This window comes from Sphingomicrobium astaxanthinifaciens (assembly GCF_022865105.1).
In the GTDB taxonomy this organism is placed as follows: domain Bacteria; phylum Pseudomonadota; class Alphaproteobacteria; order Sphingomonadales; family Sphingomonadaceae; genus Sphingomicrobium; species Sphingomicrobium astaxanthinifaciens.
Genome location: NZ_JAKNYM010000002.1, coordinates 343,628 through 368,041 on the forward strand (window position 1 = coordinate 343,628; position 24,414 = coordinate 368,041).

General features: G+C 70.0%; 23 protein-coding genes. 7 read left to right on the top strand and 16 right to left on the bottom strand.

Annotated elements, in window-relative coordinates; genetic code table 11:
- Positions 1-9: 9 nt before the first annotated feature.
- The 6 genes from L8951_RS05515 to thiC all read right to left on the bottom strand — a co-directional run bounded on the left by L8951_RS05515 (position 10) and on the right by thiC (position 5,445).
- Entirely contained in the window at positions 10-405 is a 396-nt protein-coding gene (locus L8951_RS05515; RefSeq protein ID WP_244382007.1) for a PRC-barrel domain-containing protein, read from the bottom strand.
- Between the two features lie 171 nt (positions 406-576).
- Entirely contained in the window at positions 577-879 is a 303-nt protein-coding gene (locus L8951_RS05520) for a hypothetical protein (protein ID WP_244382008.1), read from the bottom strand.
- 361 nt (positions 880-1,240) lie between these two features.
- On the bottom strand, positions 1,241-1,564 hold the full coding sequence (locus tag L8951_RS05525) for a hypothetical protein (protein ID WP_244382009.1): 324 nt from the start codon (positions 1,562-1,564) through the stop codon (positions 1,241-1,243).
- A 136-nt stretch (positions 1,565-1,700) separates the two neighbouring features.
- Complete coding sequence (locus L8951_RS05530; protein ID WP_244382010.1) at positions 1,701-2,594, bottom strand: hypothetical protein; 894 nt, start codon at positions 2,592-2,594, stop codon at positions 1,701-1,703.
- An 82-nt stretch (positions 2,595-2,676) separates the two neighbouring features.
- Complete coding sequence (locus tag L8951_RS05535) at positions 2,677-3,351, bottom strand: hypothetical protein (protein WP_244382011.1); 675 nt, start codon at positions 3,349-3,351, stop codon at positions 2,677-2,679.
- A 198-nt stretch (positions 3,352-3,549) separates the two neighbouring features.
- The gene (gene thiC / locus L8951_RS05540; protein ID WP_244382012.1) at positions 3,550-5,445 is read right to left on the bottom strand and encodes a phosphomethylpyrimidine synthase ThiC; all 1,896 of its coding nucleotides are present in this window, start codon (positions 5,443-5,445) and stop codon (positions 3,550-3,552) included.
- A 310-nt stretch (positions 5,446-5,755) separates the two neighbouring features.
- Here thiC and L8951_RS05545 point away from each other — a divergent pair, with 310 nt between their 5' ends.
- Positions 5,756-7,792, top strand: coding sequence for an alpha/beta hydrolase family protein (locus L8951_RS05545; RefSeq protein WP_244382013.1), 2,037 nt, complete (start codon positions 5,756-5,758; stop codon positions 7,790-7,792).
- A 74-nt stretch (positions 7,793-7,866) separates the two neighbouring features.
- Here the strand turns inward: L8951_RS05545 and L8951_RS05550 are convergent, their stop codons facing one another.
- From L8951_RS05550 to L8951_RS05565, 4 genes are all read right to left on the bottom strand, one after another.
- Positions 7,867-8,706: a MipA/OmpV family protein gene (locus L8951_RS05550; RefSeq protein WP_244382014.1), complete on the bottom strand. Its 840-nt coding sequence runs from the start codon at positions 8,704-8,706 to the stop codon at positions 7,867-7,869.
- Between the two features lie 232 nt (positions 8,707-8,938).
- Positions 8,939-9,277, bottom strand: coding sequence for a ferredoxin FdxA (gene fdxA / locus L8951_RS05555; RefSeq protein ID WP_244382015.1), 339 nt, complete (start codon positions 9,275-9,277; stop codon positions 8,939-8,941).
- Between the two features lie 110 nt (positions 9,278-9,387).
- Positions 9,388-9,639 (bottom strand): S4 domain-containing protein, encoded by a 252-nt coding sequence (locus L8951_RS05560; RefSeq protein WP_244382016.1) that lies wholly within the window; start codon positions 9,637-9,639, stop codon positions 9,388-9,390.
- Positions 9,640-9,647: 8 nt separating this feature from the next.
- The gene (locus L8951_RS05565; RefSeq protein ID WP_244382017.1) at positions 9,648-12,200 is read right to left on the bottom strand and encodes a helicase-related protein; all 2,553 of its coding nucleotides are present in this window, start codon (positions 12,198-12,200) and stop codon (positions 9,648-9,650) included.
- Between the two features lie 173 nt (positions 12,201-12,373).
- Here L8951_RS05565 and L8951_RS11620 point away from each other — a divergent pair, with 173 nt between their 5' ends.
- Positions 12,374-13,714: a M23 family metallopeptidase gene (locus L8951_RS11620; RefSeq protein WP_341848505.1), complete on the top strand. Its 1,341-nt coding sequence runs from the start codon at positions 12,374-12,376 to the stop codon at positions 13,712-13,714.
- A gap of 93 nt (positions 13,715-13,807) precedes the next feature.
- Here the strand turns inward: L8951_RS11620 and L8951_RS05575 are convergent, their stop codons facing one another.
- From L8951_RS05575 to L8951_RS05600, 6 genes are all read right to left on the bottom strand, one after another.
- On the bottom strand, positions 13,808-15,496 hold the full coding sequence (locus tag L8951_RS05575) for an ATP-binding protein (RefSeq protein ID WP_244382018.1): 1,689 nt from the start codon (positions 15,494-15,496) through the stop codon (positions 13,808-13,810).
- Between the two features lie 71 nt (positions 15,497-15,567).
- Positions 15,568-16,335, bottom strand: a complete 768-nt coding sequence (locus tag L8951_RS05580; RefSeq protein WP_244382019.1) for a TIGR02186 family protein — start codon at positions 16,333-16,335, stop codon at positions 15,568-15,570.
- Positions 16,335-17,246, bottom strand: coding sequence for a sulfite exporter TauE/SafE family protein (locus L8951_RS05585; RefSeq protein ID WP_244382020.1), 912 nt, complete (start codon positions 17,244-17,246; stop codon positions 16,335-16,337). Before L8951_RS05585 ends, L8951_RS05580 begins: the two co-directional genes overlap by 1 nt.
- Positions 17,247-17,310: 64 nt before the next feature.
- Positions 17,311-18,507, bottom strand: coding sequence for a hypothetical protein (locus L8951_RS05590; RefSeq protein ID WP_244383248.1), 1,197 nt, complete (start codon positions 18,505-18,507; stop codon positions 17,311-17,313).
- Complete coding sequence (locus L8951_RS05595; protein WP_244382021.1) at positions 18,504-19,637, bottom strand: glycosyl transferase family protein; 1,134 nt, start codon at positions 19,635-19,637, stop codon at positions 18,504-18,506. The genes L8951_RS05590 and L8951_RS05595 overlap by 4 nt, the downstream gene beginning before the upstream one ends.
- Entirely contained in the window at positions 19,634-19,867 is a 234-nt protein-coding gene (locus L8951_RS05600) for a hypothetical protein (protein WP_244382022.1), read from the bottom strand. Before L8951_RS05600 ends, L8951_RS05595 begins: the two co-directional genes overlap by 4 nt.
- A 245-nt stretch (positions 19,868-20,112) precedes the next feature.
- On the opposite strand from L8951_RS05600, the gene L8951_RS05605 reads away from it, so the two are divergent.
- From L8951_RS05605 to L8951_RS05625, 5 genes are all read left to right on the top strand, one after another.
- Positions 20,113-20,916: a DUF2569 domain-containing protein gene (locus L8951_RS05605; protein ID WP_244382023.1), complete on the top strand. Its 804-nt coding sequence runs from the start codon at positions 20,113-20,115 to the stop codon at positions 20,914-20,916.
- A 461-nt stretch (positions 20,917-21,377) separates the two neighbouring features.
- The gene (locus L8951_RS05610) at positions 21,378-21,560 is read left to right on the top strand and encodes a Flp family type IVb pilin (protein WP_244382024.1); all 183 of its coding nucleotides are present in this window, start codon (positions 21,378-21,380) and stop codon (positions 21,558-21,560) included.
- A gap of 171 nt (positions 21,561-21,731) precedes the next feature.
- Positions 21,732-22,634, top strand: coding sequence for a Flp pilus assembly protein CpaB (gene cpaB / locus L8951_RS05615; protein WP_244382025.1), 903 nt, complete (start codon positions 21,732-21,734; stop codon positions 22,632-22,634).
- On the top strand, positions 22,631-24,136 hold the full coding sequence (locus L8951_RS05620; protein ID WP_244382026.1) for a type II and III secretion system protein family protein: 1,506 nt from the start codon (positions 22,631-22,633) through the stop codon (positions 24,134-24,136). The genes cpaB and L8951_RS05620 overlap by 4 nt, the downstream gene beginning before the upstream one ends.
- The gene (locus tag L8951_RS05625; RefSeq protein WP_244382027.1) at positions 24,126-24,398 is read left to right on the top strand and encodes a hypothetical protein; all 273 of its coding nucleotides are present in this window, start codon (positions 24,126-24,128) and stop codon (positions 24,396-24,398) included. Before L8951_RS05620 ends, L8951_RS05625 begins: the two co-directional genes overlap by 11 nt.
- Positions 24,399-24,414 lie beyond the last annotated feature (16 nt).

The window sequence follows — 24,414 nt, forward strand, 5'->3', positions numbered from 1 at the left end:
GTTTCGCGATCAGATCGTCGGGAAATAGTAGACCCGGACCGAGCGTTCGTAATCGCGGGTCCATTCGTTGTCGTCCCGCGACGAGAAACGCGGCGGACTGTTCTTCTCGAGATCGTCCTTGGACAGCGTCTTGAGGCGATAGCCGCCGATGTTGGTGTCATAGTCGAGCGCGTCCCACGGCAGCGGGGTATAGTCCTCGCCCAGCCCGAACAGGCCGCCCGATCCCATCACGACATAGCGCACCTGGCCATCGTGCTTGGTCAGCATGACCTTCTTCACGGTGCCGAGGCGTTCGCCGTTGCGGTCGAAGACGATGGTGCCCTCGACCTTGTCGGAGGAAATGAGGCTCGCGGTTTCGTCCTTCGTGAGAAGGTCGTCGCGTTCGCGTTCCATGGTGGTCGTCATGATTTACTCCCTTTTTCTACCCGTCCCGCCCTCAGTGGCAGGACAGGAGAAAAACGAGCGGCGCGGGGGGCGCGATGCCCGGTTCGGGGCGGATGATGCACGGCTTGGCGACGAGCGGGAAAATCCCGCCCGGCCAAGGGCTTGACCGGGGTGGGCGGGGCACTGCCAGGCCTAGCGCGGGGTCATGGGCAGCCCCGCGGCGCGGCCGCAGCGGCGCACGATCGCCTGCCCGCGCTCGGACCGCGCGGCGGCGAGGATCGACAGCCCTTCGGCTTCGAGCCCGTCGACGATGCAGGTGCAGGCCTGCCGCGCCACCGCCGGGCTGGGCGCGTTCTGCGCCAGCGTGCGCTCGCAGCGCATCAGCGAGCGATCGCGGTCATCGCCGAGGCTGCACCCGGCGAGCAGCAGCCCGAGCCCGATCCCCGCCGCGGGGACCATGCCAAGGCGCCATCGCCGTGCAGGTGCGATCATCATCGGTCCCTCCTCGTCGCGCCGGGCGCGGGAGCGGGCCCGGCGCGCGGCCTTATGCCACGAAACCGCCCCCGGCGCGACGCCCGGTCCGGGCCGGGGTGCGGGAGGGGGGGTATTGTCCACTTTGTCCACTTGGGGAACTTTTTGCGGCCAAGCCGCTGGAATCGCGAGAATGTAGGATTGCCGCCCGGGGCGCGTGTGGCGGCGGTTGGCGGGTAGTGCGGAGAAAGAGCCTCGCGGGTGCCCTCGGGGGTGCCGCGCCGACGGTCATACCATGGGCGGGCGGGCGTAGGACAGCGCGGCGGCGACGCCCCGCGGACGCCGCCTTCTGTCTCGAATGATCGAAGCGATCGGCCGCTGAGCCCTAGCCGATGCTGTCGGGTTCGGGGCGGCGGCTATCGAGTTTGCCGAAATGGCTACGCAAGAGCCGCTCCATCTTCTCGCCCGCTTCCATGGCGACGCCGTCGACGCTGCCGCCGTCGGCGGTGACCGCCTGCGGCTGCTGGCCCTCGATGCGGGCTTCCAATGAGGCGGTATAATGCTCGTCGGTTTCCTGGTTCACGTGGAGGACGAGGCGGGTGAGCTGTTCCTCGAAGCGCGAGAGCGTGCCGCGAATGCCGGTCTCGATGCGCTCGGCGGTGCCCTGGGTAGCCTCGATATTATTGTCGGTGTTGAACATGAACTGCATGGGTGGGGCTTTCTACGCTGTCGCCGCATGCCAAGGACGGCGCGGCGGGTATGTGGACAAGAAAACCCCAGCCCGGCAGAAGTTTCGTGGTGTGGACGACGCGGGCGATCAGCGGGACCGCCCGCGCCTTTCCAGGTCAGAGTTCCCAGACGATCCCGCCGCTGACGCGGTGCTCGAGATAGTCGGCGCTCGGCAGGTTCGAGTTGCGGTCGGTGATGCGATAGCCGGTCTCGACACGCAGCCCCTTGCCAAGGGGCACGATCAGCTCGGCCTGCCCGCGCAGGCGGTCTTCTTCGCGTATCGCGCCGATCGAGGGCGTGATCGCCTCGTAGCTGCGATCGCGATACTGGGCGCCCAGTTCGAGGCGAAGCCCGCCACGCTTGCCGTCGAGCGGCAGCCGTGCGCGGGTGCCCACGACGAAGCCGTCGAACGAGAAGGCCGGATCGGCGGCGTCTTCATTCTCGATGCGCGCATTGAGCGCGAAATAGCCGGCATTGTCGCTGAAGAAGCGGAAGATCGAGCCGCCGAACTGGTTGCCGGTGGAATCGCGCTCGTCGCGCAAGTCATAGTCCTTGTCGGCATAGGTGTAGAAGGCGCGGCCGTAGAAACCGTCGGCAATGAAGCCCGACACGCTCGGGGTCAGGCTGAACTGGTCGAACAGGCCCTCGCCATCGAGGCGATAATGGCCATAGGCGCCGCGCAGCCCGAGCTTGGCGCCGCCAAGGGTGGTGGCAAGGCTGACGTCGCCGACATGCGACTGGAGATCGAACTGATCGGCGTCGAGATAGGCGGTCTGGCCGAAGTCGTAGCCGAATTCGAGTTCGAGCGCGTCACTGTCGACGGCGGTCACTTCGGCATCGGCACCGATACGGAAGCCGACACTCCCGTCGGCGTTGGTGAGATCGACATCCTCGACCACCAGTTCGCTGTCGTAGAAGCCCTTGGCTTCGACTTCGAGCGAGAAGGGGTCGGCCTGGGCGGCGGCAGGCAAGAGGAAAGCAGCGCACAGCGCGCCGGCAAACTTGTTCATGGCGGGGTCTTTCAAAACCAGGCGCGCCCCTCGGCTGGGAAGGGCGCGCCTCATAGTCGTTCAATATGACGTCCAGAGGGACTTAGTCGTCCAAATCCTCGGCATCGTCCTCGGCGTCCTCTTCGGCGGCCTCTTCAGCGGCTTCCTCGGCAGCCTCTTCAGCTTCTTCGGCGGCTTCCTCGGCGGCTTCTTCAGCTTCTTCGGCGGCTTCCTCGGCGGCTTCCTCAGCTTCTTCGGCGGCTTCCTCGGCGGCTTCTTCAGCTTCTTCGGCGGCTTCCTCGGCAGCCTCTTCGGCTTCTTCGGCGGCTTCCTCGGCGGCCTCTTCGGCTTCTTCAGCGGCTTCCTCGGCGGCCTCTTCAGCCTCTTCGGCCTCGTCTTCGAGTTCGTCCTCATAATCCTCGGCCTCATCGTCGAGATCCTCGGCGAGATCCTCCTCGATGTCGGCGAGTTCTTCCTCGAGTTCGGCCTGCGCCTCGGCAAGCTCTTCCTCATATTCGGCGAGCGCCTCGGCATAGTCTTCCTCGGCCTCGGCCACATCCTCGGCACTGGCGGTCGCGTCGGCGAGCACGGCGTCGAGTTCGGCCCGCGCCTCGGAAAGGTCTTCCTCGATCTCGGCGACTTCCTCGTCATAATCGGCCTGCGCGTCGGCGGCATCGGCCTCATAGTCGGTGACGATGTCGTCATCGTCGAGGGTGAACGCCGACGCACCGGTGGCGGCGGCGAAGGTCAGGGCACTGGCGGCCGCAAGCAAACGCATTTTCATCATCATTCTCCCCAAGAGCCGTTCGCGTGGCGCATCGAATCGCGGACGAACGGCTGTCCCGAATTTGCCGGGACAATCAGTAGCTTGAACAGCGACCCGACAAAGAGCCGGGTAAAGACTTAACGATGAAGCGAGCCTTATTGGGGGCGAGCCGTTGACGGCATGTCCCGTTAACGGACCGCCCCCGAGGCGTTAATCGCGATCGACGTAGAGGGCGTTCCCGCCCTCGCGGTATTTCTCGCTCATTTCCTGCATGCCCCTTTCGGCTTCCTCGCCATCGAGGAGCTGTTCGCCGAGCTCGCTATTCTGCTTCGCCGCGAACTCCCGCACTTCCTGGCTGATCTTCATCGAGCAGAACTTCGGCCCGCACATGGAGCAGAAGTGGGCGGTCTTGGCGCCTTCTGCGGGGAGCGTCTGATCGTGATATTGCTCGGCCGTGTCGGGGTCGAGCGAGAGGTTGAACTGGTCGCGCCAGCGGAATTCGAAGCGGGCTTTCGAGAGCGCGTCGTCGCGGACCTGCGCGGCGGGGTGACCCTTGGCGAGGTCGGCGGCGTGGGCGGCCAGCTTGTAGGTGACGACGCCGACTTTCACGTCGTCGCGGTCGGGGAGGCCGAGGTGCTCCTTGGGGGTGACGTAGCAGAGCATCGCGGTGCCGTACCAGCCGATCTGGGCGGCGCCGATGGCGCTGGTGATATGATCATAGCCCGGCGCGATGTCGGTGGTGAGCGGCCCCAGCGTGTAGAAGGGGGCTTCGTCGCAGGCCTCGAGCTGCTTGGTCATATTCTCGCGGATCTTGTGCATCGGCACGTGGCCGGGGCCTTCGATCATGACCTGGACGTCCTGTTCCCACGCCTTCTTGGTGAGCTCTCCGAGGGTGTAGAGTTCGGCAAACTGGGCTTCGTCATTGGCGTCGGCGATCGAGCCGGGGCGCAGGCCATCGCCGAGGCTGAAGGCGATGTCGTAGGCCTTCATGATCTCGCAGATCTCGTCGAACTTCTCGTAGAGGAAGCTCTCGCGGTGATGGGCGAGGCACCATTTGGCCATGATCGAGCCGCCGCGGCTGACGATGCCGGTGACGCGATTTGCGGCCATCGGGACGTAGGGCAGCCGCACGCCGGCGTGGATGGTGAAATAGTCGACGCCTTGTTCGGCCTGTTCGATCAGCGTGTCGGCGAAGATGTCCCAGTTGAGGTCCTCGGCGATGCCGCCGACCTTCTCCAGCGCCTGGTAGATGGGGACGGTGCCGATGGGGACGGGCGAGTTGCGGATGATCCATTCGCGCGTGTCGTGGATGTTGCGCCCGGTGGAGAGGTCCATGACCGTGTCGGCGCCCCAGCGGATCGCCCAGACCATCTTATCGACTTCGCTAGCGACGTCGCTGGCGACCGCGCTGTTGCCGATGTTGGCGTTGATCTTGACGAGGAAGTTGCGGCCGATCGCCATCGGCTCGCTCTCGGGGTGGTTGATGTTGTTGGGGATGATGGCGTGGCCGCGCGCCACTTCGTCGCGGACGAATTCGGGGGTGATGAAGTCGGGGATGGCGGCGCCGAAGCTCTCGCCGTCGCGGGGGCGGTTCAGGGCTTCCTGGCGGCCGAGGTTCTCGCGGATCGCGACATATTCCATCTCGGGGGTGATGATGCCCTTGCGGGCGTAGTGCATCTGGGTGACGTTGTGGCTGGGCTTGGCGCGGAGCACCTGGCGGCGCACGTTGGGGAAGGGGTCGACGCCGCCCGAGCGGTCGGGGCCGAGCTGGCCGTTGTCCTCGGGCTTGACGGTGCGCTGGGGCTTTTCCTCGACGTCACCTCGTGACCGGATCCAGTCGCGGCGCAGTTCGGGGAGGCCGCTGGTGATGTCGATGGTGGCCTCGGCGTCGGTGTAGGGACCGCTGGGGTCGTAGACGGGGACGGGGGGTTCGCCCGAGGACGGTTCGAGGTGGACCTCGCGCATGGCGACGCGGATGCCGCCCGGTCCTTCGACGTGGATCTTCTTCGAGCCGCGGATGGGGCCGGTGGTGACGGCGAGCGCGCCGCCGCGCTGGTCGCCATATTCGCCGGGAGCGGGGGGCAGATTGGGGTCGCGGTCGGCCATGTCTTCTTCTCCATTGGCATGGAGTGGACACGGCTTGCCCCGCGCTCCACTCCCTACGGCTCTCATGAGCATCAGGTTCGACGGGTCGGTGGACTTGAACCACCCTCTCAGACATCGTTCGACCGCCGTGGGAAAACTCGGCGGGGAAATGCCTCCCCGGGGATTGCTCCGCCCTACGCCAAGCCGCGCGGCTTGGCAATTCGTCGGCGGCGGCGCGGCCTGGCGCGGGGCCACGGGCGGCAATTGCCTTTGCCCCGCGTATCGCTAGGGTGACGCCCGAGAGAATGAGAACCGGTCGCAGGAGAGAAGCTTGACCAAGATCCGTCTTACCGCCGCTGCCGCGCTTGGCGCGGTGATCGTCGCCACCCCGGCGCTCGCCCGTCCGATGACGCCCGAGGACGTCGCCCGCCTCCAGTCAGTCGGCGCGATCGCCGTGTCGCCCGACGGCGAGGTCGCCTACAATGTCGGCGGGGCGCCCGATATCCTCGCGGGCGAGGACAATGGCGCCTATGACGGCACGCTGATGGTGGCGACCGCGCCGGGCGAGGCGAAGGCCTACCTGCCCGCCGGGATGAGTGCGGGCAATCTCGCTTTCTCCCCCGACGGCGATTGGCTCGCCTTCACCCACAAGGCCGAGGCCGACGAGGAGACGGCTGTCTGGGCAGTGCCGCTCGACGGCGGTGCCTATCGCAAGATCGCCGCGGTCGAGGGCACCAGCGTGCGCAGCTACGCCTTCGGCCCCGATGGCAGCACGATCTACATGCTCGTGGGGCCGGGCGAGGACAGCCAGCGCGAGAAGGAATCGAAGGCGGGCTTCAACGCCATCGTCTATGAAGAGGAAAATCGCGCCGCGCGGCTGTTCCGCGCCAAGCTGATGGACGACGGGATCGACGAGGAACCGGTCGCGATCGCGATCCCCGGCTTCGTCAACAATTTCGACATCGCCGACAACGGCCGCTTCGCGATCGTCGGCACCCAGCCGACCCCGCAGGTCGACGACACCTATGTCAGCCAGCGGATCAACATCATCGACCTGGCGAGCGGCGATCTCACCGTGGTCGCCACCCCGGGCAAGATCGGCGATGTCGAGATCGCCCCCGACGGGCGGACGCTGAGCCTCATCGCCGGGGTCGACATGAACGACCCGGCGGCCACGACGCTGCACCTCGTCGACGTCGCCACCGGCGACTATCGCGCGCTCAACGCGGGCGCGCCCGAGGCCGCGGTCGATGCCGAATATCTCGCCAATGGCGACCTTGCCGCGGTCATCCACCAGGGGGTCGACAGCCTGCTGCGCATCTATGGCCCCAATGGCGCGGTCAAGCGCGAGGTGGCGGCCGACGGGCTGGCATTGTCGGGGGTCGAGGCCGAGGGCTCGACCATCGTGGTGCGTGCCTCGGCGCCGACCCACCCGAGCGAGCTGTTCAGCCTGTCGCGCAACAGCTTCACCCGCTGGACCAGCTCGAACGACTGGCTCGGCGAGATCGATTTCGGCGCGCAGCGCGCCTACACCTATACCGCGCGCGACGGGCAGCAGATCGAAGGCGTGCTGGTCGAGCCGGTCGGCGGCGCACCCGCGGGCGGCGCCCCGCTGATCCTCGATGTCCACGGCGGCCCCGAGGCGCATGAATCGAACGGCTGGGTGACCAATTACGGGGGGCCGGGGCAGGTTGCCGCGGGGCAGGGCTATGCCGTGTTCCTGCCCAACTATCGCGGCTCGACCGGCTACGGCACGGCCTTTTCGAAGCAGCACCAGGGCAATTATACCGACCCCGAGTTCACCGACCTCGTCGATGCCAAGCGCGCGCTCGTCGCCGACGGCATCGCCGACCCCGAGCGCACCGGTATCACCGGGGGCAGCTACGGCGGCTATGCCAGCGCCTGGGGCGCGACCGCCCTGTCGGACGAGTTCGCCGCGGCGGTGATGTTCGTGGGCATCTCGAACCAGATCTCCAAGTTCGGGACCACCGACATCCCCTACGAGATGTACAACGTCCACTCGCGCGCCTGGCCGTGGGACGATTGGCAGAAGATGCTCGAGGTCTCGCCGATCTACCATGTCGACAAGGCCGAGACGCCGATCCTGATCATGCACGGCGAGGAGGACACGCGCGTGTCGCCCTCGCAGAGCTACGAGCTCTATCGCTCGATCAAGGTGCGCAAGCCCGACACCCCGGTGCGGCTCGTCCTCTACCCGGGCGAGGGGCATGGCAACCGGCTGGCGGCGGCCAAGTACGACTACAACCTGCGCATGATGCGCTGGTTCGACACCTATCTGAAGACGGGTGATCGCGACGCGCCGCTTCCCGGTCCGCGGGTCGAGCTGCCCGAGAGCATGTTCGAATAGGACCGGTTCCGACATGAGAAAAGGGCGTTTTCCCTAGCGGGAAAGCGCCCTTTTTGCTGTCGGCCGCGCGGGGCCTAGAAGGTGTAGCCGATCCCGCCGCCGCCGAACCACTGGCTCGCCGACCCGCGGTCGGCAACCAGCGGGCTGTCGGCGGCATCGCCGAGCAGGCGGGTGAAGCTGACCAGCCCGAACAGCGCCCAGCCTTTCCGCAGGTCGCCCTCGAGGCTGTAGCCGGTGACGAGCGTGGCGGTGGCGGATTTGAGCCCGCCTTCGGGGTCATAGGCGGGCAGGAGAACCGGATCGGGGCTCGGCGCGGGGACGCCGAAATAGGTGTCCATATAATCGCCCGCGACCAGATCCATGCTGGCCCCGAGGCTGGCGAAGGCGCGGCGCGACAAGGGCGTCGAGAAATCGACCGCGGGGGTGATGATGGTGCTGCCATGCGCGCCGTTGACGTCGTGGAGGACGTCGATCCGCGCGGTGAGCGTGTCATAGGGGTTGGTGAGCTGCTTGAGCTGGACGCCGACGAAGCCCCCCAGCTCGATCGCGGTGCCGGTCTCGGGCAGCAGCGCGACGACCTCGTCCTCGACGCCGCTGCCGCGCCCGAACCGCAGCCCGGCGATCGGGCCGGCGGTCAGCGAGACCTTCGCCTCGCTGTCGGGGATGACGTCGACATAGAGCTTGAGCCCGCGGGTGAGCAGCTCGACATCGCCGAGATCGGCGCGAAAGGCGGCGCCGGGGATCAGGCGATAATCGTCCGACCCCTCGTAATCGGGGCCGGTGAGCAGCCCGACGCCGACGGTGATCGAGCGGTCGGGCACGTCGATCTCGGGGATGCTCGCCGGGGCCTCGGCGACCTGCGCGGCAGCGGGCGCGGCGAGGAGGGCGAGCGGCAGGAAGGCGAGAGTGCGCATGAGGTCCCCTGAAGATGGTTGCAGGGGGTCAAGCGGTCGGGGCTCGTTCCGGTTCCGAAAAAGCGCCGGCGACTAGAGGCCCTTGCTTCTTGGGGCGCGAGAAGAGGATCGTGATCATGACCCCCGCGCGAGAGCGGGGGCGTCACGGCGCGGTTAACGGGGGTTCTCGGGCATGAAAAAGGCGGCCACGGGGGGCCGCCTTCCAGCACGCTGCCAAGGGCGCGGGCCGGGCTCAGTCGCCTTCGCCGGGCTCGGGCGAGAAATATTTCTCGAACTTGCCTTCCTCGCCCTTGTGCTTGTCGGCGTCGGGCAGCTCGTCCTTCTTGGTGGTGAGGTTGGGCCATTCGGCGCTGAACTTGCTGTTCACCTCGAGCCACTGCTCGGTGTCGGGCTCGGTATCGGGGAGGATCGCCTCGGCCGGGCACTCGGGTTCGCACACGCCGCAGTCGATGCATTCGTTGGGATTGATGACGAGCATGTTCTCGCCCTCGTAGAAGCAGTCGACCGGACAGACCTCGACGCAGTCGGTATATTTGCATTTGATGCAGGCGTCGGTGACGAGATAGGTCATGGGGCTCTTCCCTGAAAATGCAGTGGCTGGCCTGTCGGTAGGCAAGCCGGGGGCGGGGCGTCAACGGTCGAGCGCTTGATGCGAGTCGTTATCAGCTTGCGCAGGCGCCTTCAGCCGTCGAGCCGGCGGTAGCAGGCCTCCGCCTCCGAGGGGGGGCCGCGCCGCACCGGCAGGTCGAGGATCTCGATGACGCGCACGTCGCCGTGGATCGGCACCGTGAGCACCTGTCCCGGGGCGACCGGGCAGGCCACCTTGTCGACCCGCCGGCGATCGAGCCGGACATGCCCCTCGCCGATCAGTTTCTGCGCCCGCCCCCGGGTCCGCACCAGCCGCAGCCGGGTGAGCAACGTATCGAGGCGCAAGGTGGGGTTCAGCGCTTCAATCCCCGCAGCGCATCGGCGAAGGCGTTGCCCGGGCGCGGCCCCTTGGCCCGGCGCCGCTTGGCGTGGGGGTGCGGCTTCTTGGCGCGGCGCCCCTTATATTCGTAACCGCCCTTGCCGGGCTGGAAGCCGAGCTCGGCCATCAGCAGCCGCACCGCCTTGTCGTGCAAGCCCACCGAGGTGGCGAGCGCGACATCGAGCGGGTCGGCGCTCGACCCCTTGGCCTTCATCGCATGCGCCGCGAGCCGGTCGACGAGGTCGATCCGCAGCCACTGCGGGCCGAGCTTGCGATAGGCCAGCCGGGTGCCCTCGGGGTCGATGCCGGGGCCGTCCTCGAGCACCGAGGCACCGGGGGCGGGCAGCCGCGGCATGGCGCGCCCGTCGCGGACCGCGGCGAGCATCGCGCGCATCTCCTGCGCCTTGGGCTTGATCAGCGTGGCGATGAAGACATCGAGCGGGCCGAGGCGCACGCGCAGCTGGTGGAGCCGCGAGCGCGCGGGCTTGTCGAGCGCCGCGATCGCACTCGCCAGTGCCTTGCGCGGCAGGTGCCCGCCGGCGTCGGCCAGCATCGCGGCGATCGCGCGCACGCTGCCGGGGGTGGCGGGGTCGGCGGCGGCGTCGGCGAGCCGGCGCAGCGGCCCGAGCTGGGCCTCGACCTGCCGGTCGACCCATTGTTCGAGCCGCGCGCGCAGCGCGCTGCGCTGCGGTGCCGACAGCCGGTCGAGCGCGCGCACCGTGCGCAGCGCCGGCTCGGTCAGCGAGCGCCCGGGAGCGAGCCGCGCGAGCAGCTGGCCGTCCCAGCCGACCCCGAGCCGGTCGCCGTCCTCGATCAGCCGGAACTGGCTGTCGGGGCCGTCGATCAGCGCCTGCGCGCGGCGCGACAATTCCTCCCCCAGCCGGCGCTCGGCGGCGGCGAGCAGCAGCCGCTTGTCGTGCACCCGCGCGGTGGGGTCGACGGTGAATTCGAACCCCGCGAGATGGCCGATCGGCTCGGGCCCGACCGACACCTCGCCGTCGGCGGCGACGGTGACGGGCAGCGCATCGGCCCCGCTGGCGCCGATGTCGCGCACCAGCATCGCGGTGCGCCGATCGACGAACCGCTGGGTCAGCGCGGCGTGGAGCGCGTCGGACAGGCGCGCCTCGACCGCCTGCGTCCGCGCGGCCCAGCGCGGCGGGTCCTTGAGCCAGTCCTTGCGCTGCGCGATATAGGCCCAGCTGCGGATCCCGGCGAGCCGGTCGGCGAGCGTCTCGATATCGCCCATCACCTGGTCGAGCCGGGTGACCTCGGCGTTGAACCAGTCCTGGCTGATGTGCCCGCCATCGGAGATGTAGCTGTAGATGCGCCGCACCATCCGCGCATGGTGGGTGGCGCCCACCTTCCGGAAATCGGGCAGCCCGCAGCAGGCCCACAGCCGCCGCGCCTGCCCGCCCTTGAGGTGCGCGATCGCCGGATCCTCGGCGAGATGCTTGAGCACCGCGAGGTCGATCGCCAGCGGGGCGGCGCGCAGCATCGGGTCGTCGGGGCGCGCATCGAGGCTGGCGATCAGCGCGCTCACGTCGGTGAAGTCGAGCGCGGCATTGCGCCAGTAGACTTGGTCGAGCGGGCGGAAATGGTGCCCCTCGATGGCGTGGATCTCCTCGTCGCTGAAGCTGGTCGCCTCGTCCTCGCCGACGCCGAGGCTGCCGAAGCTGCCGTCGGTCTGGTGGCGCCCCGCGCGCCCCGCGATCTGCGCCATCTCGTGAATGTGCAGCCGCCGCCGCCGCGCCCCGTCGAACTTGGCCAGCCCGGCGAAGGCGACGTGGCGCACGTCCATGTTGAGCCCCATGCCGATCGCGTCGGTGGCGACGAGATAGTCGACCTCGCCGCGCTGGAACAGCTCGACCTGCGCGTTGCGGGTGGCGGGCGAGAGCGCCCCCATCACCACCGCCGCGCCGCCCTTGAAGCGGCGCAGCATCTCGGCCAGCGCGTAGACCTGTTCGGCCGAAAAGGCGACGATCGCGCTGCGCGGGGGCAGCCGCGTCAGCTTGGCATGCCCCGCGTAGGACAGGGTCGAGAAGCGCGGGCGGGTGACGATCTCGGCGTCGGGCAGCAATTCCTCGATCACCGGGTGCAGCGTCGAGGAGCCGAGGATCAGCGTCTCCTCGCGGCCCCGCGCGCGCAGCATGCGATCGGTGAAGACATGGCCGCGTTCGGGATCGATCCCGAGCTGCGCCTCGTCGATCGCGGCGAAGGCAAAATCGCGGGGCAGGTCGCCAGGATCGCCGGGCAGCGCCGGATCGGCGGCCACGGGCATCGATTCGGCGGTGCACAGCACATAGCGCGCGGTCGGCGGCACGATGCGTTCCTCGCCGGTCACCAGCGCCACCTGTGCCTCGCCCTTGAGCGCGACGACGCGGTCGTAGACCTCGCGCGCGAGGAGGCGCAGCGGGAAGCCGATCACGCCCGAGGAATGCGCGCACATCCGCTCGATCGCCAAGTGGGTCTTGCCGGTGTTGGTGGGCCCTAAAATGGCCCGTACGAGGCCGCCGTCCGACCGGGACATGCGGCCAGCATGGTGGAGGCGGCGAGGCGATGCAAGCCCGCGCGCGCCCGCGCCCCCGACCGGCCGCGCCGCGGCGAGGGCTTTCGCCGCGGCTCAGCCAATCTTAACCATGATGCGGCATAAGGGCGACGAAGCGAGTCGCGCGCGCGGCTCGGCAGCAACGAAGGGCGCTTGTGGGACATCGGATCCGGACGATCGGGAAACAGCGGCGGGGCTGGCGCCTCGCGGGCGGCGCGGCGGCGCTGCTCGCGGCGGGTGCGCTGGTCGGCGCGGCACCCTTTTCCGACGCGCTCGCGGACGATGGGGCGCCCGTCCCGGGCGCCGACATGGCCGCCGAACTGGCCGCGGCGGGGGTCACCAGCGCCGATCGCGGCGCGCTGTCGGGGCGGCGGATGGTCGCCGGGCCCGCGGTCACGCTGCTCGCCAGCGCGCCCGAACGCCCGTTCCGCGAACTCGTCGCGCGCGTCGGCGCGAGCGACGGGCTGGCGGCCAGCCTGCGCCGCGCCGGCGTCGCGCGCGGCGATGCCGCCGCCGCCGCCGCCGCGGTCCGCGCGGCCGCGGGCGGGGCGGTCCCCGCGGGCACGAGCGTGCGCCTGCGGCTCGGCAAGCCGGGCGCGAACGGGGCGCGCCCGCTCGAGGCGCTCGACCTCAAGCCGCGGGTCGACCTCGCGGTGCGGCTCGAGCGGAACGCCGACGGGAATTTCAGCGTGCGGCGCGAGGCGATCGGGGTCACCGCGACCCCGCAGCGACTGTCGGGGCGCGTCGACGACGGGCTCTACTGGGCGTTGCGCGCGGCGGGCGCCTCGCCGCGCGCGGCGCAGGACTATCTGCGGACAATCGCGCGCGCGATCGATGTTGGCGAGGTGGCGCGCGGCGACCGCTTCGACCTCGTCATCGAACGCCGCGCGAGCGCCGATGGCGACAGCAGCCTCGGCCCGCTCCTCTACGCCGGTCTCGATCGCGCGCAGGGCGCCGACGTCGCGCTCATGCGCTGGAACAGCGGCGGCGAGGAACACTGGCTCGACGCGCTGCGGCTCGACAGCGAGACGCGCGCGCTGATCTGGCCGGTGGCGGCGCGGATCTCGTCGGGGTTCGGCATGCGCCGGCACCCGATCTTGCGCTACAAGCGGCTGCACCGCGGCATCGACTTCGCCGCCCCGCGCGGCACCCCGATCCAGGCGGCCGCCGACGGGGTGGTGCTCCACGCCGGGCGCGCCGGGGGCTATGGCAACCAGGTGCGCCTGCGCCACGCCGACGGCACGATCACGAGCTACAGCCACATGGCCAGCCTCCACGTCGCGCCCGGTACCGCGGTCACGCAGGGGCAGGTGATCGGCACCGTCGGCTCGACCGGGCTGTCGACCGGCCCGCACCTCCATTACGAGGTCCACCGGAACGGCCGCGCGGTCGATCCGCGCGCGGTCGAGGGGGTCGCCAGCGCGCCGCTGGCGGGCGAGGCGCTGGCGGCGTTCAAGTCGCGCTATGCGCGCTACCAGGCGCTGCCCATCGGCTGAGCCGCGCGGGCGCGCCGGTCATCCTGCTCGCACCGAAAACACAAAAGCCGGGCCGCGCGGCCCGGCTTTTGGTTGGTTTGGCGTCGAGCGACCCTATTTGCCGTGCCCGCGCCAGCGGCGCACGACGCGGCTGATGATGCCTTCCTCGTCGCCGACGTCGCGCCACATTTCGGCGAAGCTCGGATCCGAGGAGGCGGGGCGCTTTTCGGCCTCCAGGTTGTCGAAGCTGACGCGGATCGGGATGTTCACCCCCTCGCCGCAGACGATCACCTCGCGGTTGCGCAGCGCGGGGATGGCGTCGAGGAAGCCGCGCGCGCCCTCGGGCATGGCGGCGCGCACCATGTCCTGGTCGCGCTCGTTGTTGAGGCGCATCGAGAGGATGGTGCCGCACTGCGAGAGCACCCCTTCGGCGAGGTCCGACGGGCGCTGGGTGATGAGGCCCAGCGATACGCCATATTTACGGCCTTCCTTGGCGATCCGCTCGAGGATGCGGCGCACCGCCTGCCCCTTGCCCGCGTCGGTCTCCTTGGGCACGTAGCGGTGCGCTTCCTCGCAGACGAGGAGGATCGGCCGCAGCGTCTCGGTGCGGCTCCAGATCGCATAGTCGAAGACCATGCGCGCGAGCACCGAGACCACCGTCGAGGTGACCTCGCTCGGCACCCCCGAGACGTCGACGATGCTGATCGGGCGCCCGTTGGCGGGCAGCCGGAACATCTTGGCGATGAACTTGCCCATCGTGTCGGACACCATCATGCCCGAGAACATGAAGGTGAAGCGCGGGTCGGCGCGCAGCTCGTCGAGCTTGTTCTTGATCCGCTTGTAGGGGGTGGCGTCGCCGGCGCGGTCCAGCTTGCCCATCTCGTTGACGAGGATCTGGTTGAGGTCGGTCAGCAGGTAGGGGATCGGGCTGTCGACCGTCACCTTGCCGAACTGCTCGGCCATCTTGTTGCGGCTGCGCGCCTCGAGCAGCACCTTGGCGAGGATGTCCTCGTCGCGCTGGCGCTCGGCGTCGTCCGAGGTGAGCAGCACCTCGCAATGCTCCTCGAAGTTCATCAGCCAGTAGGGCAGCTGGAGGTTGTCGACGTTGAAGATCTCGCCGTGGTTCTTGAACGCGGCCGAATATTCGCCGTGCGGGTCGATCATCACGATGTGCCCCTCGGGGCTGGCCTCGCAGATGCGGTGCAGCATCAGCGACACCGAGGTCGACTTGCCGGTCCCGGTCGAGCCGAGCACCGCGAAATGCTTGCCGAGCATCGGGTCGACATAGAGCGCGCCGCGGATGTCGTCGGTCGGGTAGACCGTGCCGATCTCGATGTGCGGGCGCGAGTCGGCGGCGAACACGCTGCGCAGGTCGCGCGTGGTCACCGGATAGACCTCGGCGCCGGGGATCGGGAAGCGGGTGACCCCGCGCTTGAAGCCCGACAGGCGGCCATCGCTCTCGCGGCTGCCCTCGCCGAGGAAGTCGACGTTGGCGATGACCTGCCCGCCCTCGCCCGCGCGCATGGTGCGCACGTTGGCGATCAGCCAGTTCTTGCCGACGCTCATCTTGACCTGGCTGCCGACCTGCCCCGACAGGCGCAGCGCGGGATCCTCCTCTTCGGCCAGCGCGAGCAGCCGCGCCGCGTCGATGACGATCGCCGAGGACGAGCCCGCGATCTCCATCACATTGCCGATCGGCTCGTGCCCGCCGCTCTGCGTCTCGGGCGCCTCGCCCGGCGCATCGTTCTCCGAATAGCTCTTCAGTTCATTGAGGAATTCGTTGAGATTCGTCTGGTCGCTCATAGCCCCACACCGCCTTTTCTTAACCTATGCGAAGTTTCAACGCTGTCTAACCCATAGCAGTTAAGAGCCGGTTAGACACGCCTCGCGAAGATGAAGGCCGCGAACCACCCGAGGAACAGCGAGACCGCGATCGCCGCGAGGCCGTAGAAAAAGGGGCGCCGCTGCGCCGCCAGCGCGACGAATCGCTCGAACCCCGTCTTGCCGATCTCGACCTCGCGGGTGGCGACCGCGAGCACGCGGCCGTCGGAGATGAGGAAGGTCTCGGCGGTATAGGTGCCGACCGGCACCCGGCTGGGGATCGGGATGCGCGCGCGGTAGAGCACGCGGTCGCTGATCTCGACCCCTTGCGGATAGGCGGCATAGAGCCCCTCGCGGCGGCGGCGCTCGATCAGCCCGGCCTCGAAGCGGCGCGTGGTCGCGGCGGCATGCCCGGGACCGGGCGAGAGCTGGAGGTTGTCGAGCCCGAGTTCGTAGATCGCGGCGGTGCGCTCGTCGATCAGCGTCTCGAGCGGGGCCGAGCTGGCGACCGCGTAGAAGCCGGGGACCGAGCGGAAGCGATGCGACTGCGCGTTCATCCAGATCCCCGCGATCTTCTCCTTCTCGCGGATCAGCAGCGGCTCGGCGGGGCCGCGCAGCACCACCGCGATCTCGGCGGGCTCGGCGGGCACCTCGCCCCCCGGGTAGAGGATCGCGCCGAACAGCAGAAGCTGCGCACCGGTGAAGCTGGTGCGGATCTGGACCTCGCGCGCCGACACGTCGGGGACCAGCCCGGGGACCTGCGGGGCGGCGGCCCCGACCAGCGCGAGCCACAGCAGGACGAGCGGGGCGAGCCGGCGCATCACAGCACCTCGATAGTGAAGATCTCGTCGGGCTGCCACGCCAGCCCGAGGAGCATGCGCAACGCGACCGCGAGGATCATCACCGCGAGCAGCAGCCGCAACAGGTCGGGTTTGAGCCGTGACGCGATGCCGGCGCCATATTGCGCCCCGACCACGCTGCCGAGCAGCAGCAGCGAGGCGAGCACGATGTCGACCGCCTGCGTGGTCATCGCGTGCACCAGCGTGGTGACCGCGCTGACCGCGAGGATCATGACGAGGCTGGTGCCGACGACGACCCGCGCGGCCATGCCGAGGATGTAGATCATCGCCGGGATGACGATGAACCCGCCGCCCACCCCGAGCAGCACGGTGAGGATACCCGCGCCGAAGCCGACCAGCATCGGCGCGATCGGGCTGATGTAGAGCCCCGAGGCGTAGAAGCGCCAGCGGAACGGCAGCGCCGCGATCGCGCGGTGGTGGCGGCGCGGCGGCGCGCGCTTCTCTGGCGGGTCGATCCACTTGAGCGCCACCAGCGCGTCGCGCAGCATCAGCCCCCCGACCCCGCCGAGCAGCGCGACGTAGAGGAAGCCGATCACGAGGTCGACCTGCCCCGAGGCTTGGAGCAGCCGGAACAGCCCCGCGCCGGTCAGGCTGCCGATGATGCCGCCGGCGATCATCACCCCGCCCATCTGGAAGTCGACCCCGCCGCGACGCATGTGCGCGGCGACCCCCGAGACGCTGGTGCCGGTCACCTGCGTCGTCGCGCTCGCCACCGCCACCGTCGGGGGGACGCCATAGAAGATCAGCAGCGGGGTGGTGAGAAAGCCCCCGCCGACCCCGAACAACCCCGACAGGATCCCGACGAGCAGCCCCAGCGCGATGATGAAGAGGCCGTTCACGGCCATTTCGGCGATGGGCAGGTAGATATCCACGCGCGAGACCTAGCGGTGCCCGCCGCCGAAGAGAAGGCGTGGCATGCGCGGGCGCGCGATTTTGCTAGAAGTTGGCGGCCAGCGTCAGCACCGGCCCCGAGCCGGGGCGCGCGTTGCCGAGCACCTGCTGGCGATAGTCGGCGTGCAACCGGACCCCGTGCCACGCGGGCAGCGACACGCGCGGCCCCACGTCGACCCGCTCGAGCCCGGGTTGCGCGGCGCCCCAGACGCCCGCGCCGAGGCGCAGCCCGCGCCACAGCGGGCGGCTCGCGGTGGCGGCGCCGTCGACGAACCAGTCGCGCGTCCCGAGCCCGACCACCCCGGCCTGCGCATAGGCGTCGAGCGAGAGCCCGAGCCCGAGCGGGCGCGCCGCGACCCCTCCTTCGGCGAACAGCGCGAAGGCCGAGCGCGCGCCCGCGCCGTCGCCGATGCGCTCGCGCCGCTCGGCGGTGATCGCGATCGGCAGCGCGGGCACCGGGCGCAGCCGCAGCCCGAGCGCGACCTCGTCGCCGCGCACGCTCCCGGTGGCGGTCGAGAAACGCGCGGCGAGCCCGAAGCGGCGGTCATGGTTGTAGATCAGCCGCGCGCCCGCCTGGTCGCCGCCGAGGCTCGAGCCGGGGGCTAGCCCGGGGGCGAGGCCGGGGGCGTCGGCTAAGGGTTCGCGCGCGAGGCTCCACAGCGACAGTTGCCAGCGGTCGAGCGGCGGCGACGGCGCGGGGGTACCGCGGGCGGCGGGGGTGTTCCATACCGGCGGGGGGACCGCGGCGCCCGCCGCCGCGGCGGGGGCGGGGGTGGCGGCCGCAGGACGCGCTCCCGGCGTGAGCGTGTAGCCGGCCAGCGCGGGGTCGAGCGCCACCGCGGGCGCTCGGGCCGACGCGGGCCGGGCCGCGGCGCCGCGCCAGGACGCAGCGCCCCCGCCGCCGTGCATCGGCGCGGGGACGGCGGCGGCAGCGGAGGGCGGTGCGAGGGGCGCCCCGGCGGGGGCGAAGGGGATGAGATAGCCATAAGGGGTGAGCACCGCTCCAGCGGGCAAGGCGGCGGGCAGCGCGGGGGACAGCGGGGCGGGCAGCGACAGGCGCTCGCCCGGCGGCGGCGCCACCGCGCCCGGGGGCGCGGGGCTCGCCGCGGCGATCGGGTCGGCGGCGCTCGCCTGCGCCTGCGGGGCGGCGAGCGAGGGCGCGCCCGATAGCCCGCTGCCGACCAACCGCAGCCCGACCCAGCCGGCCAGCACCAGTCCGAGGAAGCGCGTGGCCTGACTCATGCGCGATACTCGCGCGGATAGACATGCGCGGTCTTGTCCCAGCGCCGCGGGCCGGGGGCGAAATGGAGCCGCAGCGCGCGCCACGCGGCGAGGATCGCGATGCTGTTGCCGACCACCAGCCGGGGGATCGCCCGCAGCCCCTCGGCGAGCCCGTAGGTCATTCCGGTGAACAGCGCGCGCATCGCCACCCGCCAGCACAGCAGCACCGCGTTGATGAGGAGCAGCGTCTCGAGCAGCGGGTCGCGGCGCCAGTCGACCGGTGCGCCCAGCCGCGCCGCGAGCCACAGCTGGAGATAGAGGAGCAGCGCGGCGTAGCCGGCGAGGAGGAGGAGCGCGGCCAGCGGCCCGCGCCGGTCGCGCAGCCGCATCCAGCGTTCGCCCAGGCCCCCGCGCCAGCCGAGCCGGTCCCAGCCGGCCAGCGCGATGCCGCCGATCCAGCGCGCCTTCTGGCGCACCGCGGCATCGAAGCTGGCGGGGAAGTGGCCGCGACTGGCGACCACCGCGGGGCTGCCCGCCACCGCGGGGATGCGCACGAACAGCGTGCGCAGGCCGAGCTGGCCGAGCTTGAGCCCGAGTTCGTAATCCTCGGTCTGGCTGTCGGCGTCGAACGGGCATCCGCCCTGCATGGCGGCGATCCGGCCGAGCGCGGCGCGGTCGATCGCGCACCCGACCCCGGCCAGCGGGACCGACGCGCCGACCGCCTCGCGCACCACCAGCTCCTTGCCGTGCGCCTCGGCGAACTCGTCGCAAAAATGGCCGCCGATCCAGCGACTGTCGCGGTCGATCAGCGGGACCACGGGCAGCTGGATCGCCCCGCCCCGCCCGGCGAGCGCGGCGAACAGCGGCAGTTCGAGCGGGTGCACCACGTCCTCGGCATCGTGCAGCACCACCGCGCGCGCTGCCGAGCCGCGGCGGGCTCCCTCGGCGACCAGCGCGTCGTAGAGATGGTTGAGGCAGTCGGCCTTGGTGGTGGGACCGGGGTGGGGCAGCGCGACGCGGCGTAGCCGGGGGTCGTCGATCGCCGCGATCGCGGCGGCGGTCAGTGGATCGTTGGGGTAATGACCGACCAGCAGCAGATAGTCGCCCTCGCCATAGCGGGCGAGCGTGGTGCGCAGCATGTCGCCGATCACCGCGCTTTCGTCCCACGCGGGATGAACACCGCGGTCCAGCCGGGCGCCGCGGGCGCGGGCAGCCGCTCGGCGAAGGCGCGCGGGTGGGCGCGGTAGACGGTCAGGCTGCGCCACGACCGCCGCGTGAAATAGAGCAGGTCGACGAGCAGGTCGTCGAGCGCGAAGAGGAAGAAGCCGACCGCGGCGAACAGCGCGAGCTCGGCGGCCACGGCGGGGAGCCAGTCGCTCACGAGGGGCCCCCGCGCGGGGCCGCGGCGGGGCGGCGGCGATGCTGTCGATGGAACGCTCGGGTCGGCACGCACCCTCCCGGGGAGAATGAACCGAGCGCTTCGATCCATAACGGCTTTATTGATCGGCGCAAGGATAATCGGAACGGGAGCGTAAGGCTGGGAACGGCGCGCGCCCCCGGTCTTTACTAGAAGGTAAGGTTAACGGGGTAGGCATCGGGGTGGGAGACACCAGGAGACGCCCACCGATGGCCAGCCGCGTACAGCATCAACTCTCGGGCCTGATCGACCGCCACCGCCGCCGGCTGGCGGCGCGCGCGGCGGCGATCCACCACGGGCTCGAGGCCAATCTCCCCAAGCTGGTGGTCGGCTGGATGCTGCTGGCCATGTCGGCCTGCTCGCTGCGGGTCGTGGCGAGCCCGACGATGGGGCAGGGGCGCGGGCTCGAGACCGCCGCGCCCTATGTGCTGGTGGTGCTCGCCCCGGTGGTCACGTTGCTGTTCGCGCTGCACTGGTTCCGCGACGGCGAGGCGATGCCGCGCGACGGGGTCGACCTGGCCCGCATCGGGCACTGGCGCAAGGTCGCGCCCGCCCGCGCGCGCGCGCACGCGCTCTATGGCGCGGGGGGGATCATGGTCTCGCTCCTGATCGGCATGCTGCTCAACGTCCCGCTGCGCGTCACCGAATTCCTCGTCGCGATCCCCGCCATCCCCTCCGACACCCCGCACTGGCTGTCGACGCTGCACTTCATGATGACCCTCGACGTGGTCGTCCTGACCAGCCTCTATACGCTCGCCTTCTGCGCCGCGCTGCGCAAGGTCCCCTTCTTCCCGCTGCTGCTGGGGACGATCTGGCTGCTCGACCTGACGATGCAGCTGGTCGTCGCGCAGGTGGTGGCGGGGGCCGGCCTGCCTCCCGGGGTGGCGGCACCGCTGCACACGCTGCTCGACGGCAACGTGAAGAAGGTGCTGATCTCGGCCGCGCTGTGGGCGCCCTATCTGCTCCTGTCGGAGCGGGTCAACATCACCTACCGCCACCGCGTCGCCGCCTGATCGCGCGCGCGGCGCCGCGCTCGACGCGGCGACTCGCAGCGCGACTCGGGGCGCGCCGACTCGGGACGATGACGCCCCGCGGCGCCGTCCGGGCCCGCGAACGGGGGTGGCGGGACGGCCACGGCGCGTCCAAATGCGGGACAATCGTTAACCAGAAAAATTAGTGGGCTTGGCATTTAACCGAGAGTTAATGGCGGAAATCCGTGATTCTCGCCTGCTTCACTCACCTCGGATTGTAATGCGAGTTAAATTTCAATGGTTGACAGTTCGTTACTTTCCCCCCCCTTTTGAGGTCATCCGATGCGGGGGTGGCACTACCCAAGCGACGGCAGCGAGGCCCGGGCCTGACCTTCCGGGAACGCGATCGCCGCAGGTGCCGAGCCGAATTGGACGGGGTGGCCGGGGTTGGTCGCTCCATCACCATGACGACAAGCACTAGGGGACGAATGATGACCAATTTCATGAAGATGATCAAAGACGAAGCGGGTGGTTCGGCGGCGGAATATGCGCTGATCCTCGCGATTATCGGCGCGACCGTGGCGATTGCCTCGATCCTGCTCGGCAACGCCATCGGCAACGCCATGAACGACACCTCGAACTGTCTCGAAGCCGCTCCGGCCGACCGTTCGACCACCTGCCTCTAGGCAGCAGCGAATGAAGCAGGGGCGGCGGACCATCGAATGGTCCGCCGCCCTTCTTCATTTTGGGACGCTGTCGGAACGAAAGGTTGATTTGCGCTCGGTTTTAAGCTCCAAAGCTGATATAGGTTAAACGCGTTAACGGGCATCGACCGATGCATCGCTCGGGGGACTCGCATGAGACGTCAATCGGTTATCGCAATCGCCATCGCACTGGTCCTCGGGATCGTCGCGGTCTATCTCGCCAACACCTGGCTGTCGGAGCGCGAGGCGCGCATCGCGGCGGCCAACCAGGGCACCACCGAGGTCGCCGTCGCCGCCGTGCCGCTGGCCTATGGCGCGCCGATCACGCCCGACAAGGTGCGGTTCGCCAAATATCCCACCGACATGCTCCCGGCGGGGGTGTTCACCTCGCTCGACGACCTGCTGCCCGAGGGGCGCGCGCGTCACGCGCTGCGCCCGATCGAGATCAACCAGCCGCTGCTCGCCGCCGACCTCACCGGCGAGGGCGAGGGCGCCTCGATCGCCGCGCTGCTCCCCGACGGGATGCGCGCCGCGACGGTGCGGATCAACGCGGTGTCGGGGGTCGCGGGGTTCATCAAGCCCAACGACACCGTCGACGTGCTGATCACCCGGCAGGCGATCGGCGGCGGCGAGCAGGTCACCGACGTGCTGCTGCAGAACATCCGCGTCATCGCGATGGACCAGGATGCGCAGGGGCAGGAGGACCGCGCCCGCGTATCCAACACCGCCACGCTCGAGGTCACCCCGGTCGAGGCGCAGAAGCTCGCGCTCGGCCAGCGGCTCGGCAGCCTCAGCCTGGTGCTGCGCAAGCCCGGCGAGGAAGAGAATATCGCGCGGCTCGAGACGGTCAGCCTCGACGACCTGCGCTACGAACTGTCGGCGGGCTATCGCCCGGCGCCGCGCGAGGAGGCGGCGGCGCGCCCCGCCGCGGCGCAGCGGATCACCCAGCGCGCGCAGCAGCCGCGGCCCACCCGGACCGCGCCCGCGCCGCGGCCCAAGCCGACGGTGGAAGTGACGCGTGGACTTGAATCCGAAACTTACGAAGTGGGGGAATGACCATGGGGGCAATCTGGAAAAGCGTCGCCGCGGCACTGCTGGCAGGGGCCGCGCTGGCCCCGGCGACCGCCGCGGCGCAGAGCGTGACGCCGGCGATGGGCGATTATGCGGGCGAACTGCAGGTGCCGCTCAACAAGAGCCAGGTGCTGCGGGTCGACCGGCCCTATGCCAAGGCGCTCGTCGGCAATAGCGAGATCGCCGACATCCTCCCGCTGACCGACGACTCGCTCTACGTGCTCGGCCAGTCGATCGGCACCACCAGCCTGACCCTCTACGACAATCGCGACCGGCTGATCGCGGTGGTCGACGTCGCGGTCGGCCCCGACGTCGGCGGGCTCAAGCGCCAGCTCGCCGAGCTGATGCCCGGGGACCAGGTCGGGGCGCGCATGCTCGGCGACGCGATCGTGCTCGAGGGGATCGTCTCCTCCTCGGTCGCCGCCGACCGCGCGCTGCGCCTCGCCGAGGCCTATAACCCCGCGCGGGTCATCAACATGCTGCAGGTCGGTTCCTCGCAGCAGGTGATGCTCGAGGTCCGCTTCTCCGAGATCAAGCGCAACGCCCTGAAGGACATGGGGGTGAGCTTCTTCTTCTCGGGCGACGATGTCGCCGGCGCCTTCGGCGAGGGGGCCGCGCTCGGCCCCGACTCCGATGGCGATTCGGTGCTCTCGCTCGGCTCGATCCGCGACAGCTTCGGCATCATCACCGGCAGCTTCTCGGCGCTCGGCGCCAACATCTCGGCGACGCTTGACGCGCTCGAGCGCAAGGGGGTGGTCACGACGCTGGCCGAACCCACGCTGGTCGCGCTGTCGGGCGAGACCGCGAGCTTCCTCGCGGGGGGCGAATTCCCGATTCCCGTCGCGCAGGGCTCGAGCTCGGGCACCGGCAACACCGCGATCACCGTCCAGTTCAAGCCGTTCGGGGTCGGGCTCGCCTTCACCCCGACCGTGCTCGCCGACGGGGTCATCAACCTCGTCGTCGAACCCGAGGTCAGCTCGATCGACAGCTCGGCCTCGGTGACGATCAACGGGCTGCTCGTGCCGGGGCTGCAGACCCGCCGCGCCTCGACCGTGGTCGAGCTGCGCGACGGCGAGAGCTTCGCGCTCGCCGGCCTCATCCGCACCGACTTCAACGACACGGTCCGCCAGTTCCCGCTGCTCGGCTCGATCCCGATCATCGGCACGCTGTTCCGCTCGACCAGCTTCCAGCGCGAGGAGACCGAGCTGGTGATCGTGGTCACCCCGCGGCTGGTGCGCCCGGTCCCGGCGGGCAGCCTGCCGCTGCCGACCGACCGCGTCACGCCGCCCGACGAGATCGACCTGTTCCTGCTCGGGCGCAGCGACAGCGGCGTGCCGGGGGTGGCGCTGCCCGGCGCGCAACCCAACGAGGTCTGGTTCCCGATCGGCGAGCCGCCCACCGACGCCGCCCCCGAGGGGCATATCTTCGGCGGGATGGCCGCCGTCGATCCGGCGACGCTCGAAGGAGACTATGGCCATGACTATTGATCGCAAGAGCGGCCTCGCCGCGCTCGTGCTGGCGCCGCTCGCACTCGGCGCCTGCGCACCGGTCGACCACGCCTTCGGCGAAAGCGTCGCCTACGCCAAGTCGGCGCACACGGTGAACCCCGACCCGGTCTACACCGAGGCCGATGCCGCGCCCGGCGCCAGCGGCGACGTCGCCGCGGCGGCGGCGGAGCGCTACCGCACCGGCTCGGTCGAACAGCCCAATACCGTCCGCAGCACCCAGGTCCGGGGCGGCGGCGGCTAAGTCCAAGGAGATGAAA

What these genes read in the sequence shown, in the direction of transcription:
- L8951_RS05515 (WP_244382007.1), bottom strand. Translation starts at nt 405, where the DNA reads ATGACGACCACCATGGAACGCGAACGCGACGACCTTCTCACGAAGGAC.
- L8951_RS05520 (WP_244382008.1), bottom strand. Translation starts at nt 879, where the DNA reads ATGATGATCGCACCTGCACGGCGATGGCGCCTTGGCATGGTCCCCGCG.
- L8951_RS05525 (WP_244382009.1), bottom strand. Translation starts at nt 1,564, where the DNA reads ATGCAGTTCATGTTCAACACCGACAATAATATCGAGGCTACCCAGGGC.
- L8951_RS05530 (WP_244382010.1), bottom strand. Translation starts at nt 2,594, where the DNA reads ATGAACAAGTTTGCCGGCGCGCTGTGCGCTGCTTTCCTCTTGCCTGCC.
- L8951_RS05535 (WP_244382011.1), bottom strand. Translation starts at nt 3,351, where the DNA reads ATGCGTTTGCTTGCGGCCGCCAGTGCCCTGACCTTCGCCGCCGCCACC.
- thiC (WP_244382012.1), bottom strand. Translation starts at nt 5,445, where the DNA reads ATGGCCGACCGCGACCCCAATCTGCCCCCCGCTCCCGGCGAATATGGC.
- L8951_RS05550 (WP_244382014.1), bottom strand. Translation starts at nt 8,706, where the DNA reads ATGCGCACTCTCGCCTTCCTGCCGCTCGCCCTCCTCGCCGCGCCCGCT.
- fdxA (WP_244382015.1), bottom strand. Translation starts at nt 9,277, where the DNA reads ATGACCTATCTCGTCACCGACGCCTGCATCAAATGCAAATATACCGAC.
- L8951_RS05565 (WP_244382017.1), bottom strand. Translation starts at nt 12,200, where the DNA reads ATGTCCCGGTCGGACGGCGGCCTCGTACGGGCCATTTTAGGGCCCACC.
- L8951_RS05575 (WP_244382018.1), bottom strand. Translation starts at nt 15,496, where the DNA reads ATGAGCGACCAGACGAATCTCAACGAATTCCTCAATGAACTGAAGAGC.
- L8951_RS05580 (WP_244382019.1), bottom strand. Translation starts at nt 16,335, where the DNA reads ATGCGCCGGCTCGCCCCGCTCGTCCTGCTGTGGCTCGCGCTGGTCGGG.
- L8951_RS05590 (WP_244383248.1), bottom strand. Translation starts at nt 18,507, where the DNA reads ATGAGTCAGGCCACGCGCTTCCTCGGACTGGTGCTGGCCGGCTGGGTC.
- L8951_RS05605 (WP_244382023.1), top strand. Translation starts at nt 20,113, where the DNA reads ATGGCCAGCCGCGTACAGCATCAACTCTCGGGCCTGATCGACCGCCAC.
- L8951_RS05610 (WP_244382024.1), top strand. Translation starts at nt 21,378, where the DNA reads ATGAAGATGATCAAAGACGAAGCGGGTGGTTCGGCGGCGGAATATGCG.
- cpaB (WP_244382025.1), top strand. Translation starts at nt 21,732, where the DNA reads ATGAGACGTCAATCGGTTATCGCAATCGCCATCGCACTGGTCCTCGGG.
- L8951_RS05620 (WP_244382026.1), top strand. Translation starts at nt 22,631, where the DNA reads ATGACCATGGGGGCAATCTGGAAAAGCGTCGCCGCGGCACTGCTGGCA.
- L8951_RS05625 (WP_244382027.1), top strand. Translation starts at nt 24,126, where the DNA reads ATGACTATTGATCGCAAGAGCGGCCTCGCCGCGCTCGTGCTGGCGCCG.